At 34.8% G+C, this 14,945-nt stretch carries 13 protein-coding genes; 2 read left to right on the forward strand and 11 right to left on the reverse strand.

The genetic code is table 11. From position 1 onward, the window contains the following. Positions 1–45 precede the first annotated feature (45 nt). From SOI76_RS14870 to SOI76_RS14885, 4 genes are all read right to left on the reverse strand, one after another. Positions 46–1,842, reverse strand: coding sequence for an anti-phage dCTP deaminase (locus SOI76_RS14870; RefSeq protein ID WP_171293233.1), 1,797 nt, complete (start codon positions 1,840–1,842; stop codon positions 46–48). Between the two features lie 181 nt (positions 1,843–2,023). Further along, positions 2,024–2,893 (reverse strand): HNH endonuclease, encoded by an 870-nt coding sequence (locus tag SOI76_RS14875; RefSeq protein ID WP_104080116.1) that lies wholly within the window; start codon positions 2,891–2,893, stop codon positions 2,024–2,026. After that, complete coding sequence (locus tag SOI76_RS14880) at positions 2,886–3,842, reverse strand: AAA family ATPase (RefSeq protein ID WP_250621811.1); 957 nt, start codon at positions 3,840–3,842, stop codon at positions 2,886–2,888. Before SOI76_RS14880 ends, SOI76_RS14875 begins: the two co-directional genes overlap by 8 nt. 20 nt (positions 3,843–3,862) lie before the next feature. Then, positions 3,863–4,810, reverse strand: coding sequence for a hypothetical protein (locus SOI76_RS14885; protein ID WP_250621810.1), 948 nt, complete (start codon positions 4,808–4,810; stop codon positions 3,863–3,865). A 225-nt stretch (positions 4,811–5,035) separates the two neighbouring features. Here SOI76_RS14885 and SOI76_RS14890 point away from each other — a divergent pair, with 225 nt between their 5' ends. Then, positions 5,036–5,995: a restriction endonuclease gene (locus SOI76_RS14890; RefSeq protein ID WP_101664038.1), complete on the forward strand. Its 960-nt coding sequence runs from the start codon at positions 5,036–5,038 to the stop codon at positions 5,993–5,995. Positions 5,996–6,113: 118 nt separating this feature from the next. On the opposite strand, the gene SOI76_RS14895 is transcribed toward SOI76_RS14890, so the two are convergent. The 5 genes from SOI76_RS14895 to SOI76_RS14915 all read right to left on the reverse strand — a co-directional run bounded on the left by SOI76_RS14895 (position 6,114) and on the right by SOI76_RS14915 (position 11,330). Further along, positions 6,114–6,677: a TetR/AcrR family transcriptional regulator gene (locus tag SOI76_RS14895; protein ID WP_205668449.1), complete on the reverse strand. Its 564-nt coding sequence runs from the start codon at positions 6,675–6,677 to the stop codon at positions 6,114–6,116. Between the two features lie 683 nt (positions 6,678–7,360). Further along, a complete protein-coding gene (gene rutF, locus SOI76_RS14900; protein ID WP_000249487.1) occupies positions 7,361–7,852 on the reverse strand; it encodes a flavin reductase in 492 nt (163 codons plus the stop codon). 185 nt (positions 7,853–8,037) lie between these two features. Next, positions 8,038–9,081, reverse strand: a complete 1,044-nt coding sequence (metE, locus tag SOI76_RS14905) for a methionine synthase (protein ID WP_104080113.1) — start codon at positions 9,079–9,081, stop codon at positions 8,038–8,040. Positions 9,082–9,102: 21 nt separating this feature from the next. Further along, complete coding sequence (locus SOI76_RS14910; RefSeq protein ID WP_000031350.1) at positions 9,103–10,089, reverse strand: DUF1852 domain-containing protein; 987 nt, start codon at positions 10,087–10,089, stop codon at positions 9,103–9,105. Between the two features lie 368 nt (positions 10,090–10,457). Then, positions 10,458–11,330, reverse strand: a complete 873-nt coding sequence (locus tag SOI76_RS14915) for a LysR family transcriptional regulator (protein ID WP_104080112.1) — start codon at positions 11,328–11,330, stop codon at positions 10,458–10,460. A 255-nt stretch (positions 11,331–11,585) separates the two neighbouring features. Between SOI76_RS14915 and SOI76_RS14920 the strand changes: the two genes are divergently transcribed. Beyond that, positions 11,586–12,194: a LysE family translocator gene (locus tag SOI76_RS14920; protein WP_104080111.1), complete on the forward strand. Its 609-nt coding sequence runs from the start codon at positions 11,586–11,588 to the stop codon at positions 12,192–12,194. A 149-nt stretch (positions 12,195–12,343) separates the two neighbouring features. On the opposite strand, the gene abrB is transcribed toward SOI76_RS14920, so the two are convergent. Next, the gene (gene abrB, locus SOI76_RS14925) at positions 12,344–13,390 is read right to left on the reverse strand and encodes an AbrB family transcriptional regulator (RefSeq protein ID WP_104080110.1); all 1,047 of its coding nucleotides are present in this window, start codon (positions 13,388–13,390) and stop codon (positions 12,344–12,346) included. Between the two features lie 49 nt (positions 13,391–13,439). Then, on the reverse strand, positions 13,440–14,939 hold the full coding sequence (locus tag SOI76_RS14930) for a tripartite tricarboxylate transporter permease (RefSeq protein WP_104080109.1): 1,500 nt from the start codon (positions 14,937–14,939) through the stop codon (positions 13,440–13,442). Positions 14,940–14,945: the final 6 nt, after the last annotated feature.

Genomic DNA, 14,945 nt, shown 5'->3' on the forward strand with positions numbered 1-14,945 from the left:
CCTTAACTAAAAATTTTATTTTTATTAAAAACTTACAGATAAAACTTAACTTATACTTTGTAAATAACCTAGCTCATCTTTATAAGGCATAAGAGGTTCATATAACTGGTGATAAGCACGACCGACTGCACCTCTAAATTGAGTTAAGGTTGGCGGATTTACGCCAATAGCAAGAATATGGGTCATAGCAATTCCAGGATATGGATCAATATATACTATTTCTTTTATACCTAACTGATAGGCCTTTTTAGCACATAATTCACATGGACTTGCTGTCGTAAAAAGTTTTCCACCATTAATACCTATTCCACCATATTTAGCTAACTGTAAGAAGGCATTTTCTTCAGCATGTAATGATCTGGTATGAACTTGGTTCTTTTCCCCTTCCACTTTATTCTGAATAGATTTAAAGCAATAAGCTAAATTCCTACCATTGTTACCTATATCTTTTAATTTTATTAATTGTTTACCAGCTTCTTCTCTAAATTTTTCACTTGTTCGTTCATATAAACTGTAATCAGTTTCACTAGAGAATTCATCTAGCTCTTGCAAAGATCTTAAACCGCATGGGACTTGACCTTTAGCTACATCATTCCATCCAACAGCTTTAATAGAATAATCTTCATCCGTTACAACAGCACCAACTTGACGAGAAATACAGCCTGAATTCATTTTTGCGGTGTATGCAATTTGCATAACACGTTCTAATGAAGTTGGCGTTGTAAGCCCTGGATGTTTCATTAAGCTTATATACCAAGCTAATTGTGCTTTGAGCACATTATGGTTGGTCGGTTCATTTCTGGGATTAAAAATATGAATATCAGAAATTTCAATACAATGCTTAACATTTGAAGTTATTAATTCATGATATTCATCTTTCGGCTCAGCTTTCTTTGAACCACAAGCGTCACACTTAGCTTCAGCTTCTTTAAGATCTTTTACCAACTCTCCCGATTCTTTCCTATCCATAAGTTCAATTTGATCAATTGTAAACTTAAATTTCTCTTGTAAATATTTTCGTCTATCGTCATTTGGTGCATTGATTGAAATAAGATAAAAGGCTGAGTACCTATCTTTAAAATACTTTGCTTCATAAGGGTTACGAATAGCATCAATAACAATATAAGTTTTTTCCCTAACTTTTTTATCAACCCATCGATAATATTTAATAATTTTATTAATCATTCCTGGTAAAACGTGAAGTCCTCCCAGATTAAAATCTGCAGTACCTGGATTTGGTATAACTCTACCAGTACGTCGTATTGAGTCTCCAGCCGCTTGATAGATCTCAACATAACTATTTCTAAGAGTCTTTTTAAATATATCTTTGATTTCCTCTGTAAATGTTTTTACAAGGATCAACCATTCTTCATATGAACTTTCATCTTTAATTAATTCAGAATCTTCTTTCAAAAAATAATCATTGGCTGGTAATGTTTTTATCTTTTCGTGCAATTCTAAAAAGCGCGAAGCCTCTAAAACTCCTTCAATTTGATTTTCTAGATCTTTACTTACAATACTTTTGATGAAATTAGCAAAAGTTTCAGCTTCTGTATTAAGCAATTGAGCACTAATTAATTCACTAACTTTAAGCAACCGAAAAGGTGTATGATTAGCGCTAGCATAATTACGAAGAATAGAATATCTTTTTTTATCTAATCCACTAAAGTAATTTTCTTTATTATAGTTAACTTCATAATCTTGAGGAAAACTAATTTCGTCTTTACTTGCTAATATTTTGGCTGTTGTAGAGCAACCAGAACCTGTTCTTCCCGTCAAACCAATAACAATAAAATTATCTCGCTCACTTAGTAAACTTGATATTAATGTATCATTACCCATCTTTTAAACTCCATTTTAAATATTTTTATGTAAAATTAATAAGATCATATCTTGCTGACAAAATAAATTTATTTGACCATCTAGTTAATTGATCATCTTCCATACATTTTACAGATGAAATACTAAATAATAAACTGATAAATAAAATATTATTACAACCAAAGTATAATATTTTATAAAATTACTTATATCCTTTAGAGTAACAATACTGTTTAAAAGCCATACCTTCACATAACTCTAACTTCAGTACATTCTCATAATGATTAAAACCTAATCGTATCCTTTCAAGATCTATAGTTGTTTTAGAACACTCTAATGCATCATTAAGAGACAATTTAGTTAAACTACCAATAATTGAGTTCTCAAACTCAGAAATTATTTCGTTTGATTTATTATTAAATCTTTCTATCAACTTAAGGTTAGTATAATGATTTTCAATTATATTAAATAATATAGAATCTATTCCATTTTTATTTTTCAAATAAAATTTTACATCAAAAGTAAAGCTGTTATATTTAATATCAACAAATAAGAATTGTTGAATTGGCAATATATGTAAATATAAATTTAAGAATTCAAAACCACCATGTTTTATCCACTTATCTGACTTAAAACTATTACATTGGGAGCAAACAGGAATTAAATTTTTAGGATGGACAACAAATTCAGGAAAACTCTCCTTTGGTATAATATGATCCAAAGTGTTTACATCATTAATAGTACAATATTGACAAGTATTAAGCTCACGATTATTAGGTAGAGAAATTATAGCATTCTTTAAATTTACAAAAGGCTTTGAACTATAATTATATAACTTTAATAAATCTTCTTTTTCATGTGGATCAATATTAGGTATAGCAGATAAATTATATAATTTATTCTCAATAAAAGCTGCATCATATATTTGATATGACCTTTCCAAAAAAGGAACTAATAATTTAATACGATCTTTATAATAAGGTACACTTTCATTCCTACCCTTTTTTTTAGACTTAATTACTAGTTCTAAGAAAGATATACTAGAATTTTTATATACATTTAAATTAATCATAACGATTAGCTACCATACTCTTTAATAAAACAGTAAGATTTAAGCTAAGAGGCACATCTTTTGATTGTAAAATTTCAATTATTTGATCGAAAGAGTACCCTTTATTTATTAGCAACTGTAACTCTTTCTTAAATTGAGAGGGTGTTTCTCGGGCTCCAAAAATATCTTCTGTTATTTTCGTTAGATTTTCTCCAAAAGTCTCTATAGCAGGATGTTTTGCACTTAAAACGTTATTTTCATTTCTAATAACATATACATTTTTAGATAAAATTCCTTGGACAATAATAGGTGAATGTGTAGCTATGATACAAAAGGATTGAAATTTTTTTACAAGAAGATGAATACTATTAATTAATTGTGAAATAGCATTCGGGTGAAGATGGGTCTCCGGCTCATCAAATATGATCAGAGAGTCATATCTGATATTTGCTAATATCTCAGTAAGAATATATATAAATATTGCTTGACCAGAGCTAAAAGTTTTTAGAGTTTTATTAAACTCAACTATATTGAGTCTACCTTCAAAAACTTCTTTATCCCACTCTATCCAACTTTCCACAAAGTCTTTGGAAAAAAAAGTTTCACATATTTCACACCAACTTTGAAATCTTTTACTACGTTGTACTTTCTGTATAGATGAGAAGAAGCGATTATTTAACTCACTTTCAGATAAAATAGATTCTTTTTGATTGCTTTTTTGACGAAGTCCACAGTAAACATAATTAATTTTAGAAGAGTTTTCAGGAATAATAAATTTATCAAACACACTGTATGATACAGCTATCACTTTACTAAAAATAGGAATTTTGGGTGAAAATAAATCTGTATTAGATTTTGCTATATCGACTGGAAGTTTAGATACTAATTGAGTTTTACCAACTCCATTTTTACCAATAAGAGTATATATTCTACTGGGAACAATAGAATTATCATCAAAGTTAAATGGCACTCTTAAGCCTTCACTATCTTCTATATAACTAGGTTTAAAAAATAATCAAAAGAATAAAGATTACTTAAATCATAGTTATCAATACGATATTTTGCTTGTCTTAATAACTGTTCTTGCTCATCATACCGTATAATACTATTTTTAAAATCTGTATTATCTTCAAATTCTTCAGAAATCTGAGGAAAAAAGGCAATATCATTTAGAGCTTTCAATACTGATAAATAATTTTGTTCAAATATATTTTTTAAATTTTGATAAAAACTAAAACTTTGTCCTAATGAACAATATTCACTATCCAGCATAAAAAAATTAGTAACTATTTCTTTTGTTGTACTTTTAGAGTTTTTTGAAATTATTTTTAACTTCCCAATTACCCAATGCTGATTATTAGAGTAGTAATAAAGTACAAATTCATTCTTTTTCCCATAATCATCCCATGTGGTTGGTGAGAGGATAAAAAAAGTATCATATTGACTGCTATGATTATTTACAATAAAAGGAATTTTATTATCAACAATATCTTTAAATTTATTATTTTTATCTAGAATGTCAATTTCAAAAATTGACAACCCCTCATTATTGATATTTTTTAGGCGGTATTCAATCGATGAATTATTTAATATCGGATTTAAAGTATGATAGAAAAACTTAATTTCATCTTCGCTATCATTAACAGTAGGAGAAATAACTAGATTAAGAAGTTTAAAGAAATTTTCGTCAGAACTGATAAAATTAAATCTATCAATCAAGATATACTCAAGTTCCCAATCAGAATTGTTTACATAGTGTTGATTTAAGTCACCCCTAGCATCACTGTATCTTGAATCAGTTGATGGTAAGCTTCTTAAATCTAAAATTAAATCGAAGAAACTTACCTCATCAATTTTCTGAAATAATTTTCCTTCTTGTTTAGCAAGAATTTTCAAAATTTCTAATTTTATATTTTTTGGCAGTTGTAAGTTTAACATCGCTTTTTAAAAGAAAAAATTTTTACTATTATTTCAATAAAGTATAGCAATATCAATATTTTCTTATAAATCTCAAATGATAAGTAGATGTCGAAGTAAAAATAAAAACTTATTTTTTGTTTGGTATATTTTTACCTTATAAGAACTATATGTTAATTTGATTGTGTGCAATTATAAAGCTAAACCATTGTTTTATTATAAACTATATGAAACTTGAGTAATAATATGGCCGAGTCTTTTCAATACCCACCAGAACTATTCAAACTACTTGTGGATACAATCCCTCTACTCTGCAAAAGTAAAAGAGATGTAATCTTATTTTTTCGGGGTGCCGGAGTAATACAGTCAGATCTTATACACGTTGAAACAGCTCTTAGAACAGATCAAGCATCAATTAATAAATTTGAAATTGCACGTGATGTTTTAACAAAAGTGAATATACGTGGTGACAATGGACTTGCTGTTCGTCGTGAAATTCTTAAACGTGTTGTTGAGTTTGAAAGCTTTGAAACATGTTGGGAAAATGATCAGTTCAAAGCTAAAGGATTAGTATCAAGTATACGCGAAGTTGTAAATAAAAAAGACTCATTTACTCGGATGAAACAGGAAAGAGATCTTGAGCATCAACAAAATCTTGCTAAACGAGAACTTGAACGCAATCAAATATTAAAAAAACAGAAAAGTCTTGAAGAAATAAGTCAAAGATTAAACACTTTATTTACTATGGATGATAAACCACATGAACGCGGTAAATTATTGGAAAGTATTTTAAATGATTTATTTCGTACATACGATATTCACATTCATGAGGATTTTAGACGTAGAGATCCTGAAACGGGAGTAGTAGTTGAGCAAATTGATGGTGTAATAGAACTTAATGGCCAATTACATCTGGTTGAAATGAAATGGCTTAAATCTCCAGTTGGAGTTCCAGAGTTTACCCAACATATAGGGAGACTTTTCTTTCGTGCAAATGCTCATGGAATTTTAATAGCAACTAATGGTTATACTGAGGCTGTAATTTCTCAATGTAGAGATGCTCTTAGCCAAAAAACCTTATTTCTTTGCTCTCTTCAAGAAATAGTAATGCTCTTATATCGTCAAGATGATCTAGTAGAATTTTTGAAAAAAAAGTCACGAGCAGCTATTCTCGATAAAAATCCTTTCTTAGAAATCTTATCTTAAAAGGATTAAAGTTTAAAAATAGAAATTAATACTTTTCATGATTACTCAAATCCAATTTATCTTCTTTCAACTTTCCTAACTTTATAAGACTTTCCGCAAAATATAGAGTTAAAGTTAACTAAATAACTTTAACTCTATTCCCCCAAAACCTCTCTAACACCACATCCCGTTCATCCACACGATTAGAGCTTAAAACCTGTAGCATCAAGCCATCAATTAAGTTTAAAACCATGTTGGCATCGGGTTTGAGTTTGTTGGTTTCCAGACAAAAGACCAAATCAAAAATTTCTTTCAGTAACCATTTTCGATATTCAACTGCCATGCGGTAAGCCCGTGGATAAAGCAGTTTTAATTCAAAAATAGCTTTAAACAAAAGATGGTAAAGGCTATTCACATCGACATGTAAGCAAACAATTTCTTTAAGTTTATCGGCTGCGGTTGGGTAGCGGTGTGAATAAACAATTGCCAGAACTTCTTCTTTGAGTCGACTTTTTTGAAAGATTAGGCACATTTCAACAAGCCGTTCTTTTGAGTGAAAGTAATTATAAAACGTCGCTTTTTGAATTTTGGATTTTTTGATAATCAAGTCTACGCCTGCATTATGAAATCCATGTGTGGTAAAGAGTTGGATGGCGGTTTGAACCACCTGTAATTTTTTGGAAGATATTTCTAAAGTTGGCATAATTTTACCGTTATAAATTCTTGTTGTTTCTAAATGAGATAAAAAGCCTGTGCCCTTTCTGGGAGAAAAAAAGGCACAGCAAAGCCGTAAGACGGTGCTTGGCACATCTCAAGTTTTATTGTTGATATGAGTTTTTAGCCGTAATGACTTAAGGTCTGAAAAGCGGTTAAGCCTTCAAACTGTTTAAAGATGAATTAAGTGGTATCGTTATAGCTTTTGGCGCTCAAGGCCAAGAAATGATGGATGTGCATAGCCAACTCCTGATTTTGGGAGTTCTGCCAAAGCATTCATTTGGAATTATGGTGGCAGAACGAAAGAGGGTTAGCAGACTGGCTTCGAGAACCCAGCACACCCGAAGGTGTCCCCCTTCCGTCCTACCGCTACAAAAAGGGAGACGAGTGGGTCTACATCAAAAAAACGTGTTTTTTCAATGTCCTCAAAGAACGGTCTGCTAAAACCGACTGGCAATGTGGCCAGCACGCAAAGCATAATCTGAGAATTTAGAGGTGTCAATGTAGCTTTTATGCCAAGTATTTAAATTTCTTATTGTTTTTCATTAGATTAACTTAATTATTATTTTAGATATTATATTTAATTGTATTTTTAAATTAAGTGAAGCAATCCATGCTTATTTATTTCTATCTTTTAACTTTTAAGATGAGACAACAAAACGGAAAGTGGGATTAGACAATCTCGGTCTGCCCCACTTGGTGATAAGCACGGTTAAAATAAACCAAACTTTGGTCATGTTGGCTTTGTTTAATCGCCACAATCGGACATATAAAAATCGTGTGTGTACCGACTTGTTGAATTTGCTCAATCTCACAATCAAAACTCACCAAAGCATCGTCTAACACAGGTGAACCCGTTTCTAACTCAATCCATGCGCCATGTTTAAAGCGCTCTTCTGGTGTGAGTTTAGATGAAAATGCTTTTGAAATATGTTCGTGGTGTGCACCTAAAACGTTCACCGTTAAAATTTTATTATCTAGGAAATGTGCATGTGAACTCGCAGATTGGTTCATACACACCAATAATGTCGGAGGTGTGTCAGTCACACTACAAACAGCAGAGGCAGTAAATCCAAAACGGCCAGACATGCCTGCCGTGGTCACAACACTAACCGCACTTGTGAGTAAAGACATTGCATTTCTAAAGTCTGTTGCTTGAACCATGACATTATTCCTAAATTGAACCGTACCTTGTCCTGTGTGTTTGCTATACCGCCCAACTCCATCAGGAAGGTACTATCGACATGCGATCTGATTAGAGCGACATGTAGTAAGTAAAATGAGGGTTACTTGTTTGATTATCAACTGCCATCAAAAAAGTAACCCTTTATACCACTTATTGGTAAATATTAAGCAGTAAGATCATAACCCGTCAGTTCTCGGCGAACGATTTCTGCACCTGCACTTAAAGCATTTAACTTGCCACGTGCCACTTCACGAGAAAGAGGCGCCATACCGCAGTTTGTGCAAGGGTAAAGCTTGTCAGAGTCTACAAACTGAAGCGCTTTACGAAGTGTATTGGCAACTTCTTCTGGTGTTTCGATCTGGTTAGATGCCACATCAATTGCACCGACCATCACTTTTTTACCACGAATGAGTTCGAGTAAATCGATAGGCACATGTGAGTTGTGACATTCTAACGAGATGATATCAATGTTAGATTTTTGCAGTTTCGGGAAAGCTTCTTCGTACTGGCGCCATTCTGAACCGAGTGTCTTTTTCCAGTCAGTGTTGGCTTTAATGCCGTAACCGTAGCAAATGTGCACCGCAGTTTCACATTTTAGACCTTCAATTGCACGCTCTAAAGTCGCGATACCCCAGTCATTTACTTCGTCAAAGAATACGTTAAATGCAGGTTCGTCAAACTGAATAATGTCTACACCAGCAGCTTCTAACTCACGCGCTTCTTGGTTCAAGATTTTTGCAAATTCCCAAGCCAGTTTTTCACGGCTCTTGTAGTGACCATCGTAAAGCGTATCAATCATAGTCATTGGGCCAGGTAATGCCCATTTAATTGGTTGATTGGTTTGCTGACGTAAAAACTTCGCATCTTCAACAAACACAGGCTTTTGACGAGACACCGCACCAACTACAGACGGTACGCTTGCATCGTAACGGTCACGAATACGAACTGTTTCGCGCTTCTCAAAATCTACGCCATTTAAGTGTTCAATAAACGTGGTCACAAAGTGTTGGCGGGTTTGTTCGCCATCGCTCACAATGTCGATGCCAGCAAGTTGTTGTTCGTGCAATGCCAAACGTAACGCGTCTTTTTTACCTTCAACTAAGCCTTCGTTTTCAAGTTTCCAAGGCGACCAAAGCTTTTCAGGTTCTGCAAGCCAAGACGGTTTTGGTAAGCTGCCAGCAGTTGAAGTTGGTAATAATTTTTTCATGATCAATGACCCGTATGTTGATTAATTAGGAGCGTAATTAGCAGACCACTGCTCAAGAATCGCTTGGTATGGTTTGATAAATTGCTCTTCAACAAACTTCCCCTGCTCAATAGCCAAACGGCTACGTTCTTCACGGTCATACACAATTCGAGTAAGTGAATAATCTTCGTGTTTCAAACTTGGTTGATAAGATTTTCCAGCCACTGAGTTTGCGTTGTAAATTTCAGGACGGTAAATCTTTTGGAATGTTTCCATCGTACTAATGGTACTGATCAACTCAAGGTTGGTGTAATCACTCAACAAATCGCCTGTAAAATAGAACGCTAACGGCGCAACGCTATTTGGCGGCATGAAATAGCGAACTTTTAAGCCCATTTTTTGGAAATATTCATCAGTGAGTGAATAGTCTTCTTGCTTGTATTCAACACCTAAAACTGGATGTTCGTTTTCAGTACGGTGGTACTCTTTCGTGGTCGAAACGCTTAAGCAAATCACAGGCGCCTTTTTAAAATTGGCTTTGTAAGTTTCAGAGTTAATAAAGCTCTTAAACAAGTTGCCGTGCAATTCACCAAACTTTTCTGGCGTGCTAAAAGTCGACTTGTTTTTGTTGTGATCTAACAACAGCACACTAAAGTCATAGTCACGTACATAAGACGAGAAGTTGTTGCCTACAATACCTTCGATGCGTTCATTGGTTTTCTTATCAACAATATTGGTTTTCAATATTTCGATGAGAGGAAGCCCGCTAGTACGATTTTCGGCATCAATATTCATTTCAACTGAAATGATTTCAAGTTCAACGCCATAGCGGTCGCCTTTAGGGTTGTCCCAATGAGCTAAGGCATTGAAACGATTGTCGATCATCTGCAATGTATTGCGCAAATTTTCTTCGCGGCTCATCCCTCTTGCCAAGTTAGCAAAGTTGGTTGTAATACGTGTATTGTCTGCTGGACGATAGTTCTCATCGAAACAAATACTCTTAATCGTAAATGTAAATTCTTTACTCATTGTGATCAGTACCCTAATTTCTGAGATAAAACCTAAATAAAAACTTTTTGCTCTTTTTAAACTTTCCAGACTTGTCAGTTTTGCGCCTTATGGTCTTATCAAAGTGAATTACTGGAGCGCTTCAGAGCATGAATAGATTTATACCGCAATCAAAACATGAATAAAAATGATTTAGTCTCATTCAAAACTGAGCAAAATTCATGTTTAAGGTTTAATAAATAAGTATGAAGTTAAATATTTTTCATCTTTGGGAATTTTAGACAGCAGAAATTCAATATACGGCGCTCACACTGCACCTTAATAATTTTAAATATTAACTATTACTTTCAAATACTTAATAAGAAAAATTTAAGTTAAAAAGAATCAACCTAAAGTAATGGGTGCTGACTCTCATTCATCTCTGCTTTTAGCCATTCTAAAAATATGGTTTTACGTGAATCTTCCTCAAAAGCGCTATGAGAAAGTAAAAAATAGGCTGAACCATCTTGCACAACAGGTGAAATTTTTTTCAGTAAGTTCCACTCTAGCTCTTTTTCAATCATATAAATTGAGATGACCGTCGCGCCGAGTCCCGCCAAACAACCTTCTAAACATAGATAAAAATGTTCGAGTTCAACTTTGGCATAGCCTTTTAAACTCTGCTTTAACTCAGCAATGCGACTCATGCTTTTGAAAAAATTTGGTCTAGAAGTCGAAATGAGTAAGTCGTTTGTTTCCGATGGCTTGATTGCTTGAACTAGAGCGATATATTCATCGGCAATCTTTTCGCTATAAATATGCTCTCCCCAATCAAAGTCATTTCTGCGAATCGCGATATCAATATTATCTTTTTCAAAATCGACCACGCCGCCTGCTGTGAGTAGCACAACCTCAAAATCATGACCGAGCTTTTTAAATTTTGATAACCGAGGAATGAGCCATTTCATGGAAAGAGTTGGTTCACACGACAAAACTAGTTGTTTATTGTGGGTTTTAGGCTGGCTGAGTTCTATTAAACATTCATCGAGTTGACCAAAAACTTGATGGCAACAACCCAATAAAATTTCACCCTGCTCGGTCATCACAAGTGTTTTATTTTTTCGATCAAACAAAGTCGTATTTAAAGCTTCTTCTAAATTATAAATCTGTTTACTGACCGCACTTTGCGTCACAAATAATTTCTTTGCAGCTAAAGTGACGCTGCCATACTTCGCCACAAAATAGAAAAATTTTAGTGAATTCAGCGATATTCTCTCAATCATTCCAAAAACTCATAGATATATAGTCGTTTTTATCGATTTTTATTTTTATATTTCTGTTCAAAATAAAAATCATCTTTATTAAACCCCATTTTAGATGATGAAAAACATATTGAATATCGATATCTATCTTCCGAAATGTAAAGCCCCAATCTTTCTCACGAAAAGAATAACTGCTTTAAGCAAAACAGTTTTCCTCTCAAATACATTCCAAAAAGTACAGATTAATTACCTCGTTTTCAATGAGGGTGCAAGATAATGGCAGAGTTTATTGCGGTTATTCTCATTACGATTTTGGCGGTGGTTAGCCCCGGTGCTGACTTCGCCATCGTTACAAAAAATAGTTATCTGTACGGCAGAAAAATAGGTGTGTTCACTTCACTCGGAATATCGCTTGGCGTGTTGATACATGTAACCTATACACTTGTAGCCGTTGCCTTTGTGATGACGTATACGCCTCAAATTTTGAATATTGTTAAGTATATTGGCGCGCTTTATTTGATTTATATTGGCTATAAAACTTTTACTCAAAAACCTGTTTTAGACACTGCTGCTTTAACTTCTATAGGTACTTTGCAAGCCATAAAATACGGCTTTTTTACCAATGCCCTGAACCCTAAAACCACGCTATTTGTGATTAGTACCTATACACAAATTGTGAGTTTAACCACGCCTAAAACCATACTTCTGGCTTATGGCTTTTTTATGTCTTTTGCTCATTTTGTATGGTTTTCACTGGTGGCTGTACTGTTTTCATCCATGCTACTGAGACAAAAAATGTTAGCCAAGCAAGTACAGATTAATAAGGTGATTGGTTCAATTTTATGTGTCTTAGGTGTGATTCTGCTTTTTACTAAGATTCAGTAAAGACATTTGTTTGCTAAAGCGATAATAAATACAGAGCATCGCTTTAGCTTATTTTGTTCAATAGATTAAGACATTACATGACTTAACCATGTAAGCACTAACCGTAGATATTCCCCACCTAAACATCCTCTTCAGCCGCCTAGGAGGTCTTACTTTTTAGATTTAAAAAACAATTGCAGACTGTATTGATAAAAAAAGCGTGTAGTAAGAATTACAAAAATTAATCTTGAGAGCTGAAAGGAAACAACGATGGGTACTGCGAGTCCGAGAGCTTTAGCCATCAGTGACATTTCTGCGATGCCTCCGGGTGAAAGCCCTAAAATCAAGATTTGTTTTTCTGTATGACTTAAATTGACCAGTAATAAAGCAACGCTTATTGATAGCACTAAAGCCAGTAAATTGAATATTAGTGTGATTCCAATAAACTTTTTATTTTTCCTTAAAAAGCTAAATGGAAATTTGCTACCTAGTGACCAACCAATACAGATTTGACCAAAGGCAGTAAACCATTCAGGCAATTTCATCTGAAGTATTCCACAAAATGATAATAACCCGATAATGGCGAGTGGCCCCAAAATCCAAGCATTCAAAAGATTAAAAAATTGAAAAACCTGACCAACAAACAGAGCCAGACAAAACAGTAAGACGACTTGAAAAAAGTTAAATTGATCTGACACTGGTATCTTTAAACCAGTCCATTCGACATGAAAATAAAGTTCCATAAAAATTGGAACCAGCACAACTAAAATCACAATTCTTAGGCTATGGGCAGCAACGACTTTATCGACTTGAGCTTGGTACCGCTCTGCAATATTCACCATTTCACTGGCACTGCCAATGGCCGAAGAAAACCATGCAGTTGCCCAATCCAAGGCATTAACTCGATATTGCAATCCAGCCAGCAACGTCCCCAACACAAGTGACCATGCCAAACCTATGAGGATAAAGCCCCAATATGCTGCCACTGCCTGTACTAAAGCTGGTGAAAAGTATAGGCCTAAAGCCATACCAATAATGACCTGCCCTATGCGTCGCCACTGGGGATCACAGGCAAGTGGATGACCAACACTACCGAACAATAAGGCCGTCAATAAAGGGCCAAGCAACCAAGGCAAGGGAATATGCAAATATTTGGCAATTAAAGCTCCGACCAGAGCAATTGCTAATCCTTTGAGATTTGAGCTTATTTTTTCCATAATTCAGAGCAATAATAGCCAACCAAGGGTGACTATTATTGCTGTCCTATTAAGCTTGCTGTTTTTTGATAAACAAGTACTTACGAACAATTGGCAAGATCAATAATAATCCTGACATGATCCAAAGTCCTATACTAATATTACTGCTCCATAAGACATCAAGTTCCCCTTGAGAAATTGAAAGTGCACGGCGCAGATTCGATTCCATTAATTCGCCAAGTACAAAACCAAGAATCAGTGGAGCTAAAGGAAAATCAAATTTTCTGAGAATATATCCACATACACCTAAGCCCATACATAACAGCAAGTCAAAGATATTGCTATGAATAGCATACACACCAACAAAACTCACGCTTGCGATGATCGGAATCAGAATGTAATTAGGAATACTCAGCATGCGGGCAAAGAAGCCTACTAATGGCAAGTTCAAGACCAACAGAATGATATTACCCACCATAAGCGATGCAATCAGTGACCACACCAATACAGGTTGCTGAACAAATAACTGTGGACCTGGTGCAATGTTGTACATAAGCAAGGCACCCATCATGACTGCAGTCGTCCCCGAACCCGGTACACCTAGTGTCAACATGGGTACAAATGAACCACAAGCCGCTGCATTATTCGCACTTTCTGGTGCAGCAAGCCCACGTAAGTCACCTTTACCAAACTTGCTACTATCCTTTGCCATCTTCCGTTCAGTGGTATAGGCCATGGCACTTGCAACGGTTGCACCTGCTCCAGGAAGAATGCCCAAGAAGAAACCAATCAGTGAACTGCGGATAATAGTTAATAACGAGAAAATGAACTCTTTAAGATTAAAAAGAGAACGCTTTCCTTGTTTTAAGGCAACTTGACCAATTGTCGTGCGTTCGAGCATTAATAGGATTTCGCTTACACTAAATAAGCCAATAACCAAAGTTGTGAATGCAATTCCGTCACTTAAACCCACACTGTTAAAGGTAAAGCGATAGACACCTGTAATTGCATCCATTCCCACAGTTGAAAGTGCTAGGCCCATGAGTGCCATAATTAAGGTTTTAAAAGGCTGCGTACTGACCAGACCAGTTAAACAAACAATTGCAAAGACCATCAGCGCAAAATATTCAGCAGGACCAAATGCGATTGCCCATTTCGCCAATATAGGTGCAAACAATACAATCCCAATAAAGGCGACCGTACTCCCAACAAAGGAACTGACCGATGACAAAGACAATGCAACTCCTGCCTTTCCTTGCTGTGCCAATGGATAACCATCTAGCGTGGTCATAATGGCTCCAGCATCTCCGGGTACGTTTAATAGAATCGCTGAAATACGTCCGCCATATTCACAGCCCAAATAAACTGCTGCCAATAAAATCAAGGCACTATCTACGGGTAAACCTAAGGCGTAAGCAAACGGCAATAAAATTGCCACCCCATTAATTGGACCTAAACCCGGTAATAAGCCAACAATCGTTCCAATAAATGCGCCAATCAAAGCAATTAAAAGATTCTGCGGTTGCAAGGCAACCTCAAACCCCATCATTAAAAAACTTAATACATCCATATCGGG

This window comes from Acinetobacter pittii (assembly GCF_034064985.1).
Classification (GTDB): Bacteria; Pseudomonadota; Gammaproteobacteria; order Pseudomonadales; family Moraxellaceae; genus Acinetobacter; species Acinetobacter pittii_H.